The organism is Streptomyces sp. NBC_00193, assembly GCF_026342735.1.
Lineage (GTDB): Bacteria > Actinomycetota > Actinomycetes > Streptomycetales > Streptomycetaceae > Streptomyces > Streptomyces stoeckheimensis.
The window spans coordinates 152,262-169,987 of record NZ_JAPEMM010000003.1; the positions used below are offsets into that span (position 1 = coordinate 152,262).

At 72.6% G+C, this 17,726-nt stretch carries 16 protein-coding genes; 2 read left to right on the top strand and 14 right to left on the bottom strand.

All coding sequences use genetic code 11. The features are described from left to right. Positions 1 to 84: 84 nt before the first annotated feature. On the bottom strand, positions 85 to 1,023 hold the full coding sequence (locus tag OG898_RS35900; protein ID WP_250744308.1) for a YafY family protein: 939 nt from the start codon (positions 1,021 to 1,023) through the stop codon (positions 85 to 87). Positions 1,024 to 1,147: 124 nt separating this feature from the next. On the opposite strand from OG898_RS35900, the gene OG898_RS35905 reads away from it, so the two are divergent. Continuing rightward, positions 1,148 to 1,981 (top strand): NAD(P)H-binding protein, encoded by an 834-nt coding sequence (locus OG898_RS35905; RefSeq protein ID WP_266962965.1) that lies wholly within the window; start codon positions 1,148 to 1,150, stop codon positions 1,979 to 1,981. A gap of 191 nt (positions 1,982 to 2,172) precedes the next feature. Then, complete coding sequence (locus OG898_RS35910) at positions 2,173 to 2,745, top strand: dihydrofolate reductase family protein (RefSeq protein ID WP_250744310.1); 573 nt, start codon at positions 2,173 to 2,175, stop codon at positions 2,743 to 2,745. 34 nt (positions 2,746 to 2,779) lie between these two features. On the opposite strand, the gene aroA is transcribed toward OG898_RS35910, so the two are convergent. The 13 genes from aroA to OG898_RS35975 all read right to left on the bottom strand — a co-directional run bounded on the left by aroA (position 2,780) and on the right by OG898_RS35975 (position 17,725). Next, on the bottom strand, positions 2,780 to 4,063 hold the full coding sequence (gene aroA, locus OG898_RS35915; protein ID WP_266962968.1) for a 3-phosphoshikimate 1-carboxyvinyltransferase: 1,284 nt from the start codon (positions 4,061 to 4,063) through the stop codon (positions 2,780 to 2,782). Further along, entirely contained in the window at positions 4,060 to 6,192 is a 2,133-nt protein-coding gene (tkt, locus tag OG898_RS35920) for a transketolase (RefSeq protein WP_266962970.1), read from the bottom strand. Before tkt ends, aroA begins: the two co-directional genes overlap by 4 nt. Then, a complete protein-coding gene (locus OG898_RS35925; protein ID WP_266962972.1) occupies positions 6,189 to 6,473 on the bottom strand; it encodes a hypothetical protein in 285 nt (94 codons plus the stop codon). Before OG898_RS35925 ends, tkt begins: the two co-directional genes overlap by 4 nt. After that, on the bottom strand, positions 6,470 to 7,534 hold the full coding sequence (gene aroB, locus OG898_RS35930) for a 3-dehydroquinate synthase (RefSeq protein WP_250744357.1): 1,065 nt from the start codon (positions 7,532 to 7,534) through the stop codon (positions 6,470 to 6,472). The genes OG898_RS35925 and aroB overlap by 4 nt, the downstream gene beginning before the upstream one ends. 53 nt (positions 7,535 to 7,587) lie before the next feature. Next, entirely contained in the window at positions 7,588 to 8,775 is a 1,188-nt protein-coding gene (gene aroC / locus OG898_RS35935; RefSeq protein ID WP_250744314.1) for a chorismate synthase, read from the bottom strand. Positions 8,776 to 8,906: 131 nt separating this feature from the next. After that, positions 8,907 to 10,034 carry a prephenate dehydrogenase gene (locus OG898_RS35940; RefSeq protein ID WP_250744315.1) on the bottom strand — a complete coding sequence of 376 codons (1,128 nt, stop codon included), beginning with the start codon at positions 10,032 to 10,034 and terminating at the stop codon, positions 8,907 to 8,909. Beyond that, positions 10,031 to 10,408 (bottom strand): chorismate mutase, encoded by a 378-nt coding sequence (aroH, locus tag OG898_RS35945; protein WP_250744316.1) that lies wholly within the window; start codon positions 10,406 to 10,408, stop codon positions 10,031 to 10,033. The genes OG898_RS35940 and aroH overlap by 4 nt, the downstream gene beginning before the upstream one ends. A 48-nt stretch (positions 10,409 to 10,456) precedes the next feature. Then, entirely contained in the window at positions 10,457 to 11,848 is a 1,392-nt protein-coding gene (locus OG898_RS35950) for a class II 3-deoxy-7-phosphoheptulonate synthase (RefSeq protein WP_250744317.1), read from the bottom strand. Positions 11,849 to 12,007: 159 nt separating this feature from the next. Continuing rightward, a complete protein-coding gene (locus OG898_RS35955; RefSeq protein ID WP_266962976.1) occupies positions 12,008 to 13,285 on the bottom strand; it encodes a multidrug effflux MFS transporter in 1,278 nt (425 codons plus the stop codon). Positions 13,286 to 13,314: 29 nt separating this feature from the next. Beyond that, on the bottom strand, positions 13,315 to 13,962 hold the full coding sequence (locus tag OG898_RS35960; RefSeq protein ID WP_250744319.1) for an NAD(P)-dependent oxidoreductase: 648 nt from the start codon (positions 13,960 to 13,962) through the stop codon (positions 13,315 to 13,317). Positions 13,963 to 14,028: 66 nt separating this feature from the next. Then, complete coding sequence (locus OG898_RS35965) at positions 14,029 to 14,841, bottom strand: class II aldolase/adducin family protein (protein WP_214948962.1); 813 nt, start codon at positions 14,839 to 14,841, stop codon at positions 14,029 to 14,031. Positions 14,842 to 14,948: 107 nt separating this feature from the next. Then, positions 14,949 to 16,493: an FAD/NAD(P)-binding protein gene (locus OG898_RS35970; protein ID WP_266962980.1), complete on the bottom strand. Its 1,545-nt coding sequence runs from the start codon at positions 16,491 to 16,493 to the stop codon at positions 14,949 to 14,951. Positions 16,494 to 16,681: 188 nt separating this feature from the next. Next, positions 16,682 to 17,725: a hypothetical protein gene (locus tag OG898_RS35975; RefSeq protein WP_266962981.1), complete on the bottom strand. Its 1,044-nt coding sequence runs from the start codon at positions 17,723 to 17,725 to the stop codon at positions 16,682 to 16,684. Position 17,726 lies beyond the last annotated feature (1 nt).

The following is a 17,726-nucleotide window of genomic DNA, read 5'->3' on the forward strand; positions in this document are numbered from 1 at the left end:
GCCAGTGCCATCAAATCGTTGCGAAGGCTTGGAATTGAATGCAACGACAGAAGCCCAAACGTTGCAATGAACTGGAAGTGAAAGCTACACGCCCGCACGGGTCAGCCGCGCCGCCAGTGCGCGGACGTGGTCGCGGAGTTCCGCGGGCTCCAGGACCTGGAAGTCGATGCCCTTGAGGGCGATGTACAGGGCGATCTGGTCCAGGGAGCCGCCTCCGGCGTGGAACAGGCACGACTGCTCGTCGAGCTTCTCCAGTCGCCCGGCGGTGGGCGAGGTGTGTTCGGCGACCACCTCGATCGGGGCGTGGAAGAGGATCTTCGCCTGGAACCGGTAGGGCGCCGAGGACAGCGCGTGGGACATGTAGGCGCTCAGGTCCTGCGCCGGCGCCGGCCGTGGCGCGAAGCGCGGGCCGGGCTGGGGCGGGGCGTCGAAGCGGTCCACGCGGAAGGTGCGCCAGTCGTCCCGGTCCAGGTCGAAGGCGAGCAGGTACCAGCGGCGGCCGGTGTGCACCAGCCGGTACGGCTCCACGCGCCGGGTCTTCTTCTGGTAGCCGAAGCGGATCCCCTCGTGGCCGCGGCAGGCGGCGGCCAGGGCCGCCAGCAGGCTCGCCTCCACCGCGGGTCCCGCCCCGGCCAGCGGGAGGATCGCGGACTGCACCGCGCTCACCCGGTGGCGCAGCCGGGACGGCAGGACCTGTTCGAGTTTGGCCAGGGCGCGCAGCGAGGTCTCCTCCATCCCCGAGACCGACCCGGTGGCGGCGGCGCGCAGGCCGAGGGCGACGGCCACCGCTTCCTCGTCGTCCAGCAGCAGCGGCGGAAGGGCGGCGCCGACCCCGAGCCGGTAGCCGCCCGCCGTGCCGGTGACCGACTCCACCGGGTAGCCCAGGCCCCGGAGCCGGTCGACGTCCCGCCGGACCGTCCGCGTGGTCACGCCGAGCCGGCCGGCCAGCTCCGGCCCGGGCCAGTCGGGCCGGGACTGCAACAGGGACAGCAGGCGCAGCAGTCGCGCCGAGGTCTCCAGCATGCGCGGTGAACTCCTCGATGATCGCCTTTGGTTGAGGACCGGAGCTGTCCTCAGGGGCTCCTAGTGTCTGTCGTGCCGCCCCGAACGGGCCACGGCAGAACCGCGAAAGCCAAGGGAGACGCTCATGATCCTCGTCACCGGAGCCACCGGGAACGTCGGCCGCCACGTGCTGGACCTGCTGATCGAGGACGGCCACGACGTCCGGGCCCTGACCCGCGATCCGCAGCGCTCGGTGTGGCCGGCCGAGGCCGACGTCGTCGCCGGAGACCTCTCCGACGCCGTGTCACTGGAGGCGGCGCTGGCCGGGGTCGGCACGGTGTTCCTGTTCGCGGCGCCGGGCAGCGGACCGGGCTTCGTCGCCGCCGCGGAGCGGGCCGGGGTGCGCAAGGTGGTGCTGCTGTCCTCCGGCGCGGTCGACGACGCCGCCGAGGTCCAGGACGGGCCGATCGCCGCCTACCACGCGGAGGTCGAGCAGGCCCTGCGCGCTTCCGGCCTGGAGTGGACGTTCCTGCGTCCGGACGCGTTCGCCGCCAACACCCTGATGTGGGCCGGGCAGACCCGGTCCGGCGACGTGGTGCGCGGCGCCTACGCCGGGGCGGCCTCCGCGCCGGTGCACGAAGCCGACATCGCCGCCGTCGCCGCCCTGGCCCTGACCCGGGACGGGCACGGGGGCCGCGTCTACGAGCTGACCGGGCCCGAGTCGCTGACCCACGCCGACCAGGCCCGGATCCTCGGCGAGGCGATCGGCCGGCCGATCGAGTACGCCGAGCTGCCCGTCGAGGCGGTGCGCCGGGCGATGAGCGCCCACGTCCCGGGACCGGTCCTCGACGGCATCCTCAAGGTCTGGTCGGAGGCGGTCGGCCGCACCGCGCCGACCACCACCGACATCGAGAAGGTCACCGGCCGCCCGGCCCGCAGCTACCGCGACTGGGTCCTCGACCACGCGGCGGCCTTCTGAACCGCGGCGGCCTTCCGAACCGCGGCGGCCTTCCGAACCGAAGAAAAAGATCTTTCCCGGGGACCGATGAGTTTCCCGGTGGCCCGCAGTCCTAGATCATGGAAGGCGCGCCGCAGCAGCCACGGAAGTGGCCGCGGGGGCGCGCCGGACGGACCTGCCTAGAGCCAGCCACGAGATATCGAGGACCCACGATGCGCACCCTGATCAGCTCCGCCTTCATCTCCCTCGACGGGGTCGTGGAGGCCCCCGGCGGCGAGCCCGGGTACCGGAACTCGGGCTGGACCTTCAAGGACGTCGAGTTCCTGCCCGAGGCGTTCGAGATCAAGGGCCGGGAGCAGAAGGAGGCCTCGGCGATGCTGCTGGGCCGCACGAGCTACGAGGCGTTCAGCCCGGTGTGGCCCGCCATGGAGGACTTCGCCGACTACAAGGTGATGCCGAAGTACGTCGTCTCCACCACCCTCACCGAGGACGACCTGGTGTCGGACTGGGGCGACACGACGATCCTGCGCTCGCTCGACGAGGTCGCCGCCCTGAAGGAGACCGAGGGCGGCCCGATCATCGTCCACGGCAGCGCCGCCCTGAACCGGGCGCTCTCCGACGCCGGCCTGATCGACCGTTACCACCTGCTCGTCTTCCCGCTGCTGCTCGGCGCGGGCAAGCGGCTCTTCAGCGCCACGGACAAGGACGCGCAGAAGCTGAAGCTCGTCGAGCACGAGGCCTACGCCAACGGCCTGCAGAAGAACGTCTTCGACGTCGTCCGCTGACCGCGGCGCGGGCCCCGGGGGGCGTCCTTGCCCCTCAGCCGAACAGCCGGCGCAGCTCCTCGTGGAAGCCGGGGAAGGTCTTGGCCACGCAGGCCGGATCGTCGAGGGTGATGCCGGCGGCGCGCAGGCCCAGTACCGAGAAGGACATCGCGATGCGGTGGTCCCGGTGGCAGTCGACCGTCGCCGGGACGGGGGCGCCCGGGTGGACGGTGATGCGGTCCGGGCCCTCCTCGACCTCGATGCCCAGCGCGCGGAGGTTCCCCGCGACGGCGGCGATGCGGTCGGACTCCTTCAGCCGGGCGTGCGCGATGCCCGTGATGGTGATGGGGGCGTCCGCGAGCGGGGCGATCGCGGCCATGGTCATGAAGGTGTCCGAGATATCGCCCATGTCGACGCTGAATCCGCCGCGCAGCGCTCCGGTGCCCGTGACCTCGGTCCAGTCCGCGGTCCTGGTGACCCGGGCCCCGGCGCGCCGCAGCACCTCCACGAACGCGGTGTCGCCCTGCAGGCTGCCGGAGCCCAGGGCCCGGACCCGTACGGTGCGCCCGGTGACGGCCGCCGCCGCGAAGAAGTACGAGGCGGTCGAGGCGTCCGGCTCGATGTCGAGGTCGGTGGGCCGGTAGCCGCCCGGGTGGACCGTGATCGTGCTGCCCTCCTCCTCGACCCGGGCGCCGAAGTGCCGCATCAGGGACAGGGTCATGTCCACGTACGGACGGCTGACCAGCCGCGGCACGTCCACCGTGAGCGGTCCGCCCATCAGCGGCGCGGCCATCAGCAGCCCGGACAGGTACTGGCTGCTGAGCCCGGAATCCAGCTCGATGCGGCCGCCCGCCAGCCCCCGCGCGGTGAGGGTGAAGGGCAGGCCCGTACCGCGCACCTTCGTCCCGAGCCTGGTGAGCGCCTCCAGCAGCGGGCGCAGCGGGCGCGCCCGCAACTGGTCGGAGCCGTCGAAGGCGATCTCCCCGAGCCCGGTGGCCGCGAACGGCGGCAGGAAGCGCGCCGCGGTGCCGGCGTCGGCGCACCAGACCCGGCCGGGGCCGACCGGTCCGGTGCCGCGTCCGGTGACCTCCCAGACCTCGCCGGAGCCGTCGCCGTAGCCCGAGCCGTCGCCGTAGCCGTAGCCGCTGTCGCCGATGTCGCGGACCCCGCTGCCCAGGTCCGTCAGTGCGGCCCGGAAGGCGAGGGTGTCGTCGCTGACCAGGGGCGCGCCGAGGCGGCTGCGGCCGGGGGCGGCCGCCGCGAGGAGCAGCGCCCGGTTGGTGATGCTCTTGGAGCCGGGTATCCGCGCTTCCAGTACGGGAGTTGTCACGCCGCTCATCGTACGGAGCCTCTGCGCAGGGCCCGCTCGAAGCTCGCGCGGGCCGCCGCGGCGACCTTCGGCGCCGTCAGGCCGTGGAGTTCGTACAGGGACTGGTACGGGGCGGAGGCGCCGAAGGAGTCGATGCCCAGCGAGGTGCCGGCCGCGCCGACCAGGGCGTACCAGCCGAGGCTGGAGCCCGCCTCGACGGAGACCCGGGCGGCCACCTCGGTGGGGAGCACCTCCTCGCGGTAGGCCTCCTCCTGTGCCTGGAACCACTCCAGGCAGGGCATGGACACGACGCGGGTGGGCAGACCCCCGTCCTGCAGGATGCGGCGGGCCTCCAGCGCGATGGGCACCTCGCTGCCGGTGGCGATGAGGATGACATCGGGGCGGCCGCCGGCGGCTTCGGCCAGCACGTACCCGCCGCGCGCGGCGCCCTCGGCGGGGGACAGCCCGCTCTCCGCGGTGCGCTCCAGCACGGGCAGGTTCTGCCGGGACAGGCACAGGCCCGCCGGGCGGTCGTCGTTCTCCAGGATGGTGCGCCAGGCGACGACGGTCTCGTTCGCGTCGGCGGGCCGGACCACGTCCAGGCCGGGGATGGCGCGCAGCGACCAGAGGTGCTCGATCGGCTGGTGGGTGGGACCGTCCTCGCCGAGCCCGATGGAGTCGTGGGTCCAGACGTAGGTGACGGGCAGCTTCATCATGGCCGCGAGGCGGACGGCGGGGCGCATGTAGTCGGAGAAGACGAGGAAGGTGCCGCCGTAGGGGCGGGTCCCGCCGTGCAGGGCGATGCCGTTGAGGATGGCGCCCATGGCGTGCTCGCGGATGCCGAAGTGCAGGGTGCGCCCGTACCGGTGGCCGGAGTAGGCCTCGGTGGCCAGCTCCTCGGGGACGAAGGAGGGTTCGCCCTTCATGGTGGTGAGGTTGGACTCGGCGAGGTCGGCGGAGCCGCCCCACAGTTCGGGCAGTACGGAGGCGAGCGCGTTCAGCACCTCGCCGGACGCCTTGCGGGTGGCGATCTGGCCGCCCGCGGGGAAGACCGGCAGGTTCTCCTGCCAGCCCTCGGGCAGCCGGCGCTCGGAGAGCCGGTCGAAGAGCTCGGCGCGCTCGGGATTCAGGGCGCGCCAGTCGGCGAGGGTCTTGTCCCACTGGCGGTGGGCTTCGGCGCCGCGGTCGGCGACCCGGCGGGCGTGGGCCAGGACCTCGGCGGGGACCTGGAAGGAGAGCGAGGGGTCGAGGCCCATCGCGGCCTTGGCGGCGGCGGCCTCCTCGGCACCGAGGGCGGATCCGTGGATGCCGCCGGTGTTGCGCTTCTTCGGCGCGGGCCAGCCGATGATCGTGCGCAGCGATACGAGGGAGGGCCGGTCGGTGGTCTCCCGGGCGGTGGTGAGCGCCCGGTGCAGGGCTTCGACATCTTCCCGGTACTCCCCGCCGGCGGTCCAGTCGACCTCCTGCACGTGCCAGCCGTACGCCCGGTAGCGGGCGAGGGTGTCCTCGGAGTGCGCGATCTGCCGGTCGTCCTCGATGGAGATGCGGTTCTCGTCGTAGAGGACGACGAGGTTGCCCAGGCGCTGGTGCCCGGCCAGGGAGCTGGCCTCGTGCGCGACTCCCTCTTCGAGGTCGCCCTCGGAGGCGATGGCCCAGACGGTGTGGTCGAAGGGGGAGGTGCCGGGGGCGGCCTCCGGGTCGAACAGGCCGCGCTCGCGGCGGGCGGCCATGGCCATGCCCACGGCGTTGGCGAGGCCCTGGCCGAGGGGGCCGGTGGTGGTCTCGACGCCCGGGGTGTGCCCGTACTCGGGGTGCGCGGGGGTCAGACTCCCCTCGGTGCGCAGGCCCTTGAGGTCGTCGAGGGTGAGCCCGTAGCCCGACAGGTAGAGCTGCGTGTAGAGGGTCAGGCTGGCGTGGCCGCAGGAGAGCACGAACCGGTCGCGGCCGGCCCAGCGCGGGTCCTGGGGGTCGTGCCGCAGCAGCCGCTGGAAGAGCAGGTAGGCGGCCGGCGCGAGGCTCATGGCGGTACCGGGGTGTCCGTGTCCGGCCGCCTCGACCGCGTCCACGGTCAGGGCGCGGGCGACCTCGACGGCCCGGCGGTCGGCGTCCCCCCAGAGCAGGGCGGGCGCGGTGCCCTGCGGGGCGGTGGCGACGGTCATCTCGGGCCTTCCTGTTCGGGAGAGTTGGCGAGTACGAGTGCTCTGGCCGGTCCGGGCACCCAGGCGCGCAAGGGTGCTCCGGCCCGGGCGGGGATCGCGGCGCCCAGCAGGACCGGGACCGCGACGGCGTTCCCGGAACGGACCGGGAACCCCGCCCGGGCACGGGCCGCGACGGGCGGCAGGAGCGGGGAGGGAAGGGGCATCCGGGCTTCGGCGTCCGCTTCGGCGTGGGCGCGGCGGATCGCGCGGGCACGGGCGTAGCGGACTCCGGGCCGGATCACCGGGCGAGCCGTTCATAGGCGGCGGCGAGGAGCCCCTCGTCCGGGGCCGTGAACAGCGCGGGACGGCCGATGGCGTCGAGCACGACGAACCGCAGCCGGTTGCCCCGGGTCTTCTTGTCGATGCCCATCGCGTCGCGCAGCGGGGCCCAGGCCCCGCCGTGGGTGGTGGGCAGGCCGGCGGCGGCGAGCAGGGTGCGGTGGCGCTCGGTGTCGGCGGCGGACAGCCGGCCGTCGAGCCGGGCGAGTTCGGCGGCGAAGACCATGCCGGCGGCCACCGCCTCGCCGTGCCGGACGCGGTAGCCGGCGACCCGCTCGATGGCGTGGCCCAGGGTGTGGCCGTAGTTGAGGTGCTCGCGGCGGCCGTCCTCCCGGAAGTCCTCGGTGACCACCTCCGCCTTGACGCGGATGGCGCGCTCGACGAGCTCCCGGGTGTGGACGGCCCCGGTGGGGTCGTCCTCGACCAGGCGCAGGATCTCCTGGTCGGCGATGAACCCGGCCTTGATGACCTCGGCGAGGCCGCTGACGTAGTCGGCGGGCGGCAGGGTGTCCAGCAGGTCCAGGTCGCACAGCACCCCGGCGGGCGGGTGGAAGGCGCCGACGAGGTTCTTGCCCTGGGGCAGGTTGACGGCGGTCTTCCCGCCGATGGCGGCGTCGACCATGCCGAGCAGGGTGGTCGGCACCAGGACCAGCCGTACGCCGCGCAGCCAGCCGGCGGCGGCGAACCCGGCGAGGTCGGTGGTGGCGCCGCCGCCGACGGCGACGACGGCGTCGGAGCGGGTGAACCCGGCGTCGGCGAGGGCCCGCCACAGGCCCACCACGACGGTCATGTCCTTGGCGGCTTCGCCCTCGGGCACTTCGAGGGAGACCACGATGCGTCCCTCGTCGTTGAGTTCCCGGGCGATCCGCCGGGCGGTCGGCAGCAGCGTGCGGGAGTGCACGACGGCCACCCGCAGCGGTTCGCTGCCCAGGACGCGGCCGGTCTCGCCGGTCAGCCCGTGCCCCACGACGGCCTCGTAGGGCCGTTCACCGCCGATCCGGATCCGGGTGCTCCCCGTCAGGATCGGATTGTTCAGCGTCGGCGTGTTCAGCGTCGGTGTGTTCAGCGTCGGGGCGCTCATCGGACGGCCAGGTGGTCGAGGTAGCCCTGGTGGTTGCGGGCGGTCTCGGCGAGGGAGTCCCCGCCGAACTTCTCCAGTGCGGCGTGCGCGAGGACCAGCGCCGTCATCGCCTCGGCCACGACGGCCGCGGCGGGCACCGCGCAGACGTCGGAGCGCTGGTGGTGGGCGACGGCCGGCTCGCCGGTGGCGACGTCGACGGTGGCCAGGGCGCGCGGCACGGTGGCGATGGGCTTCATGGCGGCGCGCACCCGCAGCGGTTCGCCGGTGGTCATCCCGCCTTCGACCCCGCCGGAGCGGGCGGTGCGGCGGCGGATGGCCCCCTCCGCGTCCCGCTCGATCTCGTCGTGGGCGAGGGAGCCGGGGACCTTGGCGAGGCCGAAGCCGTCGCCGAACTCGACGCCCTTGATGGCCTGGATGCCCATGAGGGCGGCCGCGAGCCGGGAGTCGATGCGCCGGTCGCCGTGGACGTAGCTGCCCAGGCCCGGCGGCAGTCCGTACGCGAGCACCTCGACGACTCCGCCGAGGGTGTCGCCGTTCTCGTGGGCCCGGTCGACCTCGGCGACCATCGCGGCGGAGGCCTCCGGGTCCAGGCAGCGCACCGGGTCGGCGTCGACGCGCTCGGTGTCGTCCGGCCCCGGCACCACGCCCTCGGGGGCGGCGGCCGCGCCGAGGGAGACGACGTGGCTGACGATCGTGATCCCGTACGCCTGCTGGAGGAAGGCCCGGGCGACCTCGCCGACGGCGACGCGGGCGGCGGTCTCGCGGGCGCTGGCCCGCTCCAGTACCGGCCGGGCGTCGTCGAATCCGTACTTCTGCATCCCGGCGAGGTCGGCGTGGCCGGGGCGGGGGCGCGAGAGCGGGGCGTTGCGCGCCCGGCCGGCCAGCACCTCCGGGTCCACGCCGTCGGCGGCCATCACCGTCTCCCACTTGGGCCATTCGGTGTTGCCGACCTGGATCGACACCGGTCCGCCCTGGGTGAGGCCGTGGCGGACGCCGCCGAGGAAGGTCACCTCGTCCCGCTCGAAGGCCATCCGGGCGCCCCGGCCGTGGCCGAGGCGGCGTCGGGCGAGGGAGTCGGCGACCGCCTTGGTGGAGATCTCCACCCCGGCGGGCAGGCCTTCGAGCACGGCGGTGAGGGCGGGGCCGTGCGATTCGCCCGCGGTGAGCCATCGCAAAGTACTCAAGGGTGATCCTCTGTCGTGCGGCGTGGTGGGCCGGCGTGGTGGGCTGTCGGACCCGGCCGGTGGGGCGGCCGGATCCCCGTAGAGGGGGGAAGGATGACGGAAGGGCCGTACGGGGATCCGCGGGCGCGGGGTCAGACGCCGACGGCCACCGGCGGAGCCTCGATCGGCCCCATCCGCTGGACCCGCCACCCGGCGCCCATCAGGCCCTGGGCCATGGTGACGGCGGTCCCGCGGGCGACCATCAGCTCGACCAGGCCGCTCTCGTCGCCGGGCGAGTGGTCGATGGTCATGTCCTCGATGTTGATGCCGAGTTCGGCGGCGTTCGCGAGGAGCCGGGCCAGTTCGCCGGGCTGGTCCCCGATCAGGACGCGGACCGGCGCGCAGGCGGGCACCGGGTGCCCGTGCTTGCCGGGGATGCGGTCGCGGCCGCTGAGGCCGCGGCCGAGCAGGTCGGCCAGGAGCGTGGTGCCCTGGGCGCGTTCGTCGGCGTCGTCGGTGGCGAGGCCCCGCAGGGCGGACACGGTGACCTGGAGGTCCTCGGCGAGTTCGGTCAGCACGTCGGCGACGGCGGTGGCGTTGGACTCCAGGATGTCGCTCCACAGCCGGGGGTCGCCCCCGGCGATCCGCGTCACGTCGCGCAGCCCCTGCCCGGCCAGCCGGCAGGCGTCCTCCGGGAGGTGCTGGAGACGGGCGGCCATCAGCGAGGCCACCACGTGCGGGGTGTGGGAGACGCGGGCCACGGCCCGGTCGTGGACGTCGCTGTCCATCACCACGGGCACCGCCCCGCACAGGGAGACCATCATGAGCGCCATGTTGAGCGCGTCGCGGCTGGTGTGGGCCGTGGGGGTCAGTACCCAGGAACGGCCTTCGAAGAGGGTGGCGCAGGCGGCGAGCGGGCCGGAGCGCTCCCGGCCGGCCATCGGGTGTCCGCCGATGAAGCTGACGGGATCGGCGCCGGCGGCGAGGACCCCGATCTCCGGCTCGGTCTTGACGCTGGCGACGTCGGTGTACGAGCGGGCGAGGCCCAGCCTCTGCTGGGCGGCGAGCACGGTGCCGACCTGGGCCGGCGGGACGGCCAGTACGGCCAGGTCCACGGTGGTCTTCGGGGCGCCCACGGTGCCGGCGCCGAGCGAGGCGGCGGTGCGGGCGGCCGAATCGTTCTCGTCCATGAGGTGGACGGCCACCCCGCGACGGGACAGGGCCAGTGCGATGGAGGTTCCGATGAGGCCCGTGCCCACCACCGCGGCGGAGCGGATCATCTGGAGTCTCCGGCGGTGACCAGGTCCTGGCGCAGGGCGGCCGCGCCGCCCATGTAGATGTGCTTGACCTCGGGCTTGGGCAGGTCCGACTCGGCGTAGGCGAGGATCCGCACCACGCGGGGCAGGGAGCCCGCGATGTCCAGTTCCTGGGCGCACATCAGAGGCACGTCGATCACGCCCAGTTCCCGGGCGGCCACCGCCGGGAACTCGCTGACCAGGTCCGGGGTCGCCGTGAAGAGCACGCTGACCAGGTCGTCCTGGTCGAGCCCGTTGGCGAGGAGCATCTCCTGGAACAGCTTGCGGACCCCGTCCAGCAGGTGGCCCCGCTCGTCGACTTCCAGCTGGATGGCACCGCGCAGGGCACGCACGGACATGGGCTTCTCCCTTTGCTTCAGGACGGTACGGCGATCGGTCGCTCGGGATCAGGCGGCGGCCGGTACGTCTTCGCGGCGGACCGCACCGGCCGCCTGGCGGTCGCGGTACAGCTCGGCGACCCGGAAGGCCAGGTCGAGCGACTGCTTGCGGTTCAGGCGCGGGTCGCACGCGGATTCGTAGCGCTGCCCGAGGTCGGTGAGCCGGACCTCGGCGCCGCCTCCGACGCATTCGGTGACGTCGTCGCCGGTCAGCTCGATGTGGATGCCGCCGGGGTGGGTGCCGAGCGAGCGGTGGACCTCGAAGAAGCCGGTGACCTCGTCGAGCACGTCGTCGAAGTGCCGGGTCTTGTGGCCACTGGGCGCTTCGAAGGTGTTGCCGTGCATCGGGTCGCAGATCCACGCGGGGCGCGCGCCCTCGGCGGTGACCTTGCCGATGAGCTCGGGGAGGATCTCGCGGATGTTGCGGGCGCCCATCCGGGTGATGAAGGTGAGACGGCCGGGCTCGCGCTCCGGGTCCAGCTTGTCGATGAGGCGCAGGGCCTCGTCGGCGGAGGTCGTGGGGCCGAGCTTGACTCCGATGGGGTTACGCACCGTGGAGGCGAACTCGACGTGGGCGCCGTCCAGTTGACGGGTCCGCTCGCCGATCCAGATCATGTGGCCGGAGACGTCGTACAGCCGGCCGGTACGGGCGTCGACGCGGGTGAGCGCGGCCTCGTAGTCCAGGAGCAGTGCCTCGTGGCTGGCGAAGATCTCGGAGGAGTGGACGGCGGCCGGGTCGGCGCCGCAGGCGGCGAGGAAGGTGAGCGCGTCGTCGATGTCCGCGGCGAGGCGCTCGTAGCGCTCTCCGACCGGGGAGGCGGCGACGAAGTCGCGGTTCCACTCGTGGACCTGGCGCAGGTCGGCGTAGCCGCCGGTGGTGAAGGCCCGTACGAGGTTCAGGGTGGCGGCGGAGGAGTGGTACATCCGCTTGAGCCGCTCCGGGTCCGGGGTGCGGGACTCCGGGGTGAAGGCGAGGCCGTTGACGGAGTCGCCGCGGTAGACGGGCAGTTCGACGCCGTCACGGATCTCGGTGTTGTTGGAGCGGGGCTTGGAGTACTGCCCGGCGATCCGGCCGATCTTCACCACGGGCACGGAGCTCGCGTAGGTGAGGACGGCGGCCATCTGGAGCAGGGTGCGCACCTTGTCGCGGACCTGGTCGGAGCTGACGGCGTCGAAGGTCTCGGCGCAGTCCCCGCCCTGGAGGACGAAGGCCTCGCCGCGGGCGACGGCGGCGAGCCGGTCGCGCAGCCGGTCGCACTCGCCGGCGAACACCAGGGGCGGGTAGGAGGCGAGGTCGTCGAGCGCGGAGCGCAGGGCGACGGGATCGGGGTAGGACGGCTGCTGGGCGGCGGGCAGCAGCCGCCAGGAGTCGACGGCCGTGGCGTGCGTGGCGAGGGTCATGGTGGCTGGTGCCTCGATCGGTTTCGGTGGGAAAGGGAAGAGGTGTGGGCCTGTCGCCGCCCGGGATGGCGGCCCCGGGTGCCGGGGGTCCGTACGGTGGTGCGGCCGTACGGGCCCCCGGGTGGGCAATCCGTTGCGGGAGCCTGTCTCGCCAGGGGCCTAGACCGGCTCGTGGACCTCGGAGGTCCGGGCCGCGGGCGCCTGGTCCGCGGACTCCTGGACCCCGGCTTCCTCACCGGCGGCCTTGTGGCCCTTGGTGAGGCCGAAGAAGAGCAGACCGCCGACGCCGAGGACGGCGATGACGATGCCCATCGGCACCGCGCTGTCCTCACCGGCGAGGCCGACGAGCGGGACCACGGCCGCGCCGATCAGGTGCTGGGACAGGCCCAGCAGCGCGGCGGCCGACCCGGCCACGTCGCCGTGGTCCTGGAGGGCCAGTGCGAAGGAGTTCGGCAGGACGAGGCCGACGCTGGAGACGACCAGGAAGAGCGCGACGAGCAGCGGGGCCAGACCGGCGTCGGTGAGGACGACGGCGAGCAGTGCGAGGCCGCCGACCGCGGAGACGGCCAGGCCGGTGGCGAGCAGGGCGCGCGGGCCGGTCTTGTGCACGATGCGGCCGCTGACCTGCGCGGCGATGACCAGGCCGAGGGCGTTGACGCCGAAGACGACGCTGTAGCCCTGCGGGGACATGCCGTGGATGGACTGGAGCACGAAGGTCGAGCCGGAGATGTAGGCGAACATCGCGGCGAAGGCGAAGCCGCAGGCCAGGTTGTAGCCGACGAACACCCGGTCGGAGAGCAGCCGGCGGAAGATCGGGCCGGTGGCCTTGAGGCCGCCGCGCACGCGCCGTTCGGCGGGGTGCGTCTCCGGGAGGGCGCCCGCGACGCCGAAGAGCATCAGGGCACCGATGATGGCGAGGGCGATGAAGATGCCCTTCCACGAGGTGACGAGCATCAGCTGGCCGCCGAGGACGGGGGCCAGGATCGGCGCGATGCCGGTGATGAGCATCAGCATCGCGAAGAACCGGGCCGCGGCGGGCCCGGTGTGCCGGTCGCGCACGACCGCGGAGGCGATGACGATGCCGGTGGCGCCGCCCAGGCCCTGGAGGGCGCGCAGCCCGACCAGCGTCCAGATGTTGGGGGCGAAGGCGCACAGCAGGGCGGTGACGGCGAACAGCGCCAGACCGGCGATGAGCGGACGGCGGCGGCCGAGCGCGTCACTGACGGGTCCGGCGATGAGCTGGCCGATGCCGAGGCCGAGCAGGCAGGCGGTGAGGCTGAGCTGAGCCGCCGAGGCGCTCGTGTTCAGGTCCTCGGCGATCTGCGGAAGGCCCGGCATGTAGGCGTCGTTCGCCAGCGGGCCGAGGGCGGTGAGTGCACCGAGGATGATGGCGAACCGGACGATCCCGGCGCTCTTCGGTGTGGCGGATGAAGTCATGTTTCTGATCCCCTCCGGGGGACGCGGAATCAGTAGGCGACGGTGATGCGGGCCTGGATCGCGTCGCCGCGCTCCAGTTCGTCCACGAAGGCGACCGCGTAGTCCGCGATGCTGATCTGGCTCTTGCCTTCGGCGTCCACCAGCAGCTGCTCACCGCCGACGCGATAGGTCCCGGTCCGCGGACCGGGCTCGATCTGGGCGGCCGGGGAGATGAACGTCCAGTCCAGGGAGCCGGCCTGGCGGTAGAGGGCGAGCGCCTCGCTCTGGGCGAGTGCGTTCTGCTTCCACATGGCCGGGAAGTTCGGGTTGTCGATGACCTTGACGCCCGGGGACACCTCCAGGCTGCCGGCGCCGCCGAGGACCACGACACGGCGTACGCCGCTGCGGGTGAGGCCCTCGATGAGCGCGTTGGCCGCACCGACGATGATCTTGTGGTCGTCGTCGACGCCGAGCTTGGGGCCGACGGCCGAGGCGACGGCGTCGTAACCCGCCGCGGACAGTTCGGCCACGGTGTCCGCGTTGGTGGCGTCGCCCGCGATCACCTTGAGGCCTTCGTGGCCGGTGCCCGCGATCTCGCCGGTGCGGGTCACGCCGGTGACGGCGTGGCCGCGGGAGAGCAGTTCGCCGGCGATGGCGCTGCCGATGTGTCCGCTGGCTCCGAAAAGCAGGATGTTCATGGTGGTGCCTCTTCTTCCTCGGTGATTCTTCGGGGGGTCGTACCGGACGAGGAGACGTCCCGCGGGCTAGTCCTCTTCGAGGAAGTCGGGCTGCTCGCGGATGATCTCGTCCCAGAGGAGCTGGAAGCTGAACCAGCCCAGCTGCTCGTTGCCGAAGCCGTCCCCAGCGGCGACGGCCTGCTCATGGGTGAAGCTCTTGGGCGTGCCCGCCGCCCGGGCGAGCAGCTGCACCTGGGCGCAGCTGTCGTAGGTGAAGAACCAGTGCACGGCCTCGTCGAGCGATCCGCCGACGGTTATCAGGCCGTGGTGGCGCAGCAGGATCGCGCGGTTGTCGCCGAGCTTCTCCGCGATGTCGCGGCCGAGTTCGGCGGAGACCGAGGGGCCCTCGTACTCCTCGTAGAGGACCTGGCGGTTGTAGAAGGCCGCCGATTCCTGGTCGATGGGGTCCAGCAGGCGGCCCAGGGCACCCAGCGCACGGGAGTGCGCGGTGTGGCCGTGAGCGGCCGCGGTGGCACCCGGCTGCATCTCGTGGATGGCCGAATGGATGACGAACGCGCTGGGGTTGACCCGGTGCTTGCCCTCTACGACATTGCCCGCCGAGTCCACGCAGATGAGGTCGGCGACGCGGACCAGGTTGAAGGAGACGCCGAAGGGGTTCACCCAGAAGCGGTCCTCGTGCTCCGGGTCGCGGACCGAGATGTGGCCCGAGATGCCCTCACCGAAGCCGTACTTGCCGAACAGCCGCAGCGCGGCGGCGAGCCGCTGCTTGCGGTGGCGGCGCGTCTCCTCGTGGGTGGCGAAGACCGGCTCGCTGGGAATCGGCAGGCCGGTGTGCGTGTCCGCCAGGTAGGCGGGCCGGTCGGTCTCGGTGACGCTCATGCTCGGGGGTCCTCATCTCCGGAATCTCCGGGTCGTCTTCCGGTGTCGGTGCGGGTGCGGGTGCGGGCGGCGGCCCGGCCGTGAGCGGGGCGGATCCCCGCTCGCGGCTAGACCGTGAGCAGGACCTCCTCGTTCTCCTGGGTCGCGGCCGTGACGGTCTCGGCGTGCTGCAGGATCGCGCCGACGATGTCCTGGCTGCGGTCGACCAAGGAGGGGATGCCGAAGGTGAAGAAGAGCGAGCCGGCGGCGATGTTGCCGAGCCCGTACAGGCGCGGGTCGGGCCGGCCGTTGGTGGTCAGCTGGCTGGTCGGACGCGCTATGTGCAGGCCGCCGTGGGGGTGACGGCTGGCGACGCGGCTGCGCATCAGCGAGGTGACCAGGGGCGCGGCGCTGGTGGGGATGCGCCCCTCGGAGGCGTTGACCGCGCTGATGACGCGGTCGGCCGTGAAGTCGTGTCCCTCGGCGGTGACGACGTCGAAGCCGGCCTCGGGGTTCGGGGTGATGTTCTGCAGGCCGGCGACGATCTCCAGCTTGTCCGCCTCGACGAGGTCGAGGAGGACTCCGGCGCTGCCGGGCGGCATGGGGCAGCACAGGCTCATGATCGTGCGGTAGTGGGCGCGCAGCAGCTGGACCTTGTCCTGTTCGCGCAGCATCGGCCAGACGTCGGGTCCGGTCTCCGGGACGGCGCGCTGGAGGATGCGCAGGCCCATGTGGGGGGAGTCGACCTCTTCGATCTGCCGGCGCAGCCGGTCGACCGGGTCCTCCAGGTCGACCCGGATGATCTCCGAGACCACCGCGTCGAGGTCGGCGCCCACATCGCGGAACTCGGCCCGCATGATGGTGGCGATGTCCTCGAGGGTGACCTCGGGGTGGATCGCGGCCAGCTCCTCCATCCGGTGCGGGGTGAAGTGCCGCAGCTCGAAGGGGACCGCCTTCTGCCGTACTCCGGGCAGGACGCCGCGCCGGGACAGCAGGCTGATCTTGCCCTGGTGGCCCTGGGCGGCCAGCGACAGGATGATGTCGATGGCGGTCAGGCCGCTGCCGATGATCGCGACGTGCTCCCGCTCGCCGACGTCCGCCAGCTTGTTGACGATCGGGTACGGGTCCCCGACGAAGCCGGGGGTGTCGCCCAGACCGTAGACGTCCTTGGGGCTGTCGCCGCCGACGCACAGGATGGCGTAGTCGAAAGCGCGGGCGCGGCCGTTGCCGGTGCGCAGCAGGACCCGGTTGGCGGCGCGGCTCGCGGAGGTGACCCCCTCGCCGACGAGGTCGACCCGCCAGCCCTGGCGGCGCAGTTCGCCGAGCGCGGCGTAGGCCGTCTGCTCCAGGTACTCGCCGTACACGGTCCGGGGGGCGAAGCGGCTCCCGGACCAGCGGTCGACCCCGGTGCGGACCCCTATGACCTTGTCCCGCGTCTCCAGCCAGTGCTCGAAGTGCTGGAGGTCGCCGGCGCGCACGGACATGTCGTCGGGCGTCGCGTTGACCTTGAGGGTCTCGGTGTCGACCTGGTAGGCACGCCCGCGCCACAGGTGCGGTGACGGTTCGAAGACCGTGAGGCTGCCCGGTTCGCTTTGTGTTCGCGACAACGCGTCGATCAAGCAGACTGCAGCCGCGCCTCCTCCGACGATGCCGATCGAGAATCCACGGGACATGTGTCAGTCACCTATCAATTCGTGGAAGGCGCGGGGTCGTCGTGCGCCGGCCTTGCTGTCCGCGATCACGGTGGCCCTTTCCTCGCCTACTCCGGGGATTCGGTGGGAGCCGCCGGCCGCCCCCGGTGCGGCGGGGGCGGGCCGGTCGGCCGGTGGTTTCGGGTCTGTGCGACTCGGGTCTGTACGACTCAGCCGGCGGAGTTCTTGAAGTTCTTCATCGAGACGGTGAAGTCCCCGCGGTTGGCGCGGTAGTCGATGCAGTACTCCTGCGGGTACCAGCCGGCGATCTGCCACTGCTGCGGCTGCTTGATGGGCCAGCAGCGGCTCGGGTTGACCCCGTTGGCGATGCCCTCGAACCAGGCCTTCGTGATCATCGGCTCGAGGAAGCTGATCTTGGCGTCGTAGGACCCGTAGATGAAGGTCTGGGTGAAGGCGGTGTCGTGCCACTCGGGCGAGTTCAGGTCGACCAGGTGGTTGCCCATGGCCGCCTCGGCCACGTTGTTGTTCACGTAGTCCGCCGGCAGGTACTGCGGGGGGATCGGCTTGACGGCCGTCTGGAAGTCGTCGCAGTTGATGGCCAGGCCGCACGGACCGCTGCGGATCGCGTCGCGCTCCGCCTTGGACTGCGTGTAGAAGTGCATGTCGAAGTGCGGGACGTTGTAGATGTGCTCCGGCCCGTGGCCCATCGGGTTGTAGTTCAGCAGGGCCCACTTGAGCGGCATCCCGGACAGCGCGGTCAGCTGCGAGGGCAGCTCCAGCGGGCGCTCGTGGCCGCCGACGCACTCGGTGTGCTCGTTGACCGTGCCGTTGCCGTCCATGTCGTAGCAGTGGTTGCCGTCGGTCATGGTGGTCGGCAGTCCGGTCAGCGTGTTCTTGGGGAAGACGAAGCCGACGGTCTGCGGGGTGCTGCCGTTGATCTGCGCGTACGTGCGCACGGTGCCGTTGCCGAGCGGGCTCGGGGCGCCGTACGAGGCACAGGGCCCCGCGTAGGAGAGCGTCTCCCGGAGCAGGACCTGCGAGGCCCACTGCGCGACCTTGACGGTGCGCTCGCGGGTCGGGGCGTCCCGCGTCACCAGGCAGACGGTCACCGTGCCCGACGCGCGCGCCGCGGCCTCCGCGGTGGAATCCGTCGCCTGGGCCGGGTTGCCGGGCAGGAGCAGCAGGGTCAGGGCCGATATCGCCAGGGCCGCCCCGAGGAACACCCGCCAGCTCAACAGCTTCTTCGCGCGCACG

Coding starts and splice junctions, on each gene's coding strand:
- OG898_RS35905 (WP_266962965.1), top strand. CDS start 1,148: ATGATCCTCGTCACCGGAGCCACCGGGAACGTCGGCCGCCACGTGCTG.
- OG898_RS35960 (WP_250744319.1), bottom strand. CDS start 13,962: ATGAACATCCTGCTTTTCGGAGCCAGCGGACACATCGGCAGCGCCATC.
- aroH (WP_250744316.1), bottom strand. CDS start 10,408: ATGTCCGTGCGTGCCCTGCGCGGTGCCATCCAGCTGGAAGTCGACGAG.
- OG898_RS35940 (WP_250744315.1), bottom strand. CDS start 10,034: ATGATCCGCTCCGCCGCGGTGGTGGGCACGGGCCTCATCGGAACCTCC.
- OG898_RS35955 (WP_266962976.1), bottom strand. CDS start 13,285: ATGACTTCATCCGCCACACCGAAGAGCGCCGGGATCGTCCGGTTCGCC.
- tkt (WP_266962970.1), bottom strand. CDS start 6,192: ATGACCGTCGCCACCGCCCCGCAGGGCACCGCGCCCGCCCTGCTCTGG.
- OG898_RS35970 (WP_266962980.1), bottom strand. CDS start 16,493: ATGTCCCGTGGATTCTCGATCGGCATCGTCGGAGGAGGCGCGGCTGCA.
- aroA (WP_266962968.1), bottom strand. CDS start 4,063: ATGAGCGGCGTGACAACTCCCGTACTGGAAGCGCGGATACCCGGCTCC.
- OG898_RS35900 (WP_250744308.1), bottom strand. CDS start 1,023: ATGCTGGAGACCTCGGCGCGACTGCTGCGCCTGCTGTCCCTGTTGCAG.
- OG898_RS35965 (WP_214948962.1), bottom strand. CDS start 14,841: ATGAGCGTCACCGAGACCGACCGGCCCGCCTACCTGGCGGACACGCAC.
- OG898_RS35910 (WP_250744310.1), top strand. CDS start 2,173: ATGCGCACCCTGATCAGCTCCGCCTTCATCTCCCTCGACGGGGTCGTG.
- OG898_RS35950 (WP_250744317.1), bottom strand. CDS start 11,848: ATGACCCTCGCCACGCACGCCACGGCCGTCGACTCCTGGCGGCTGCTG.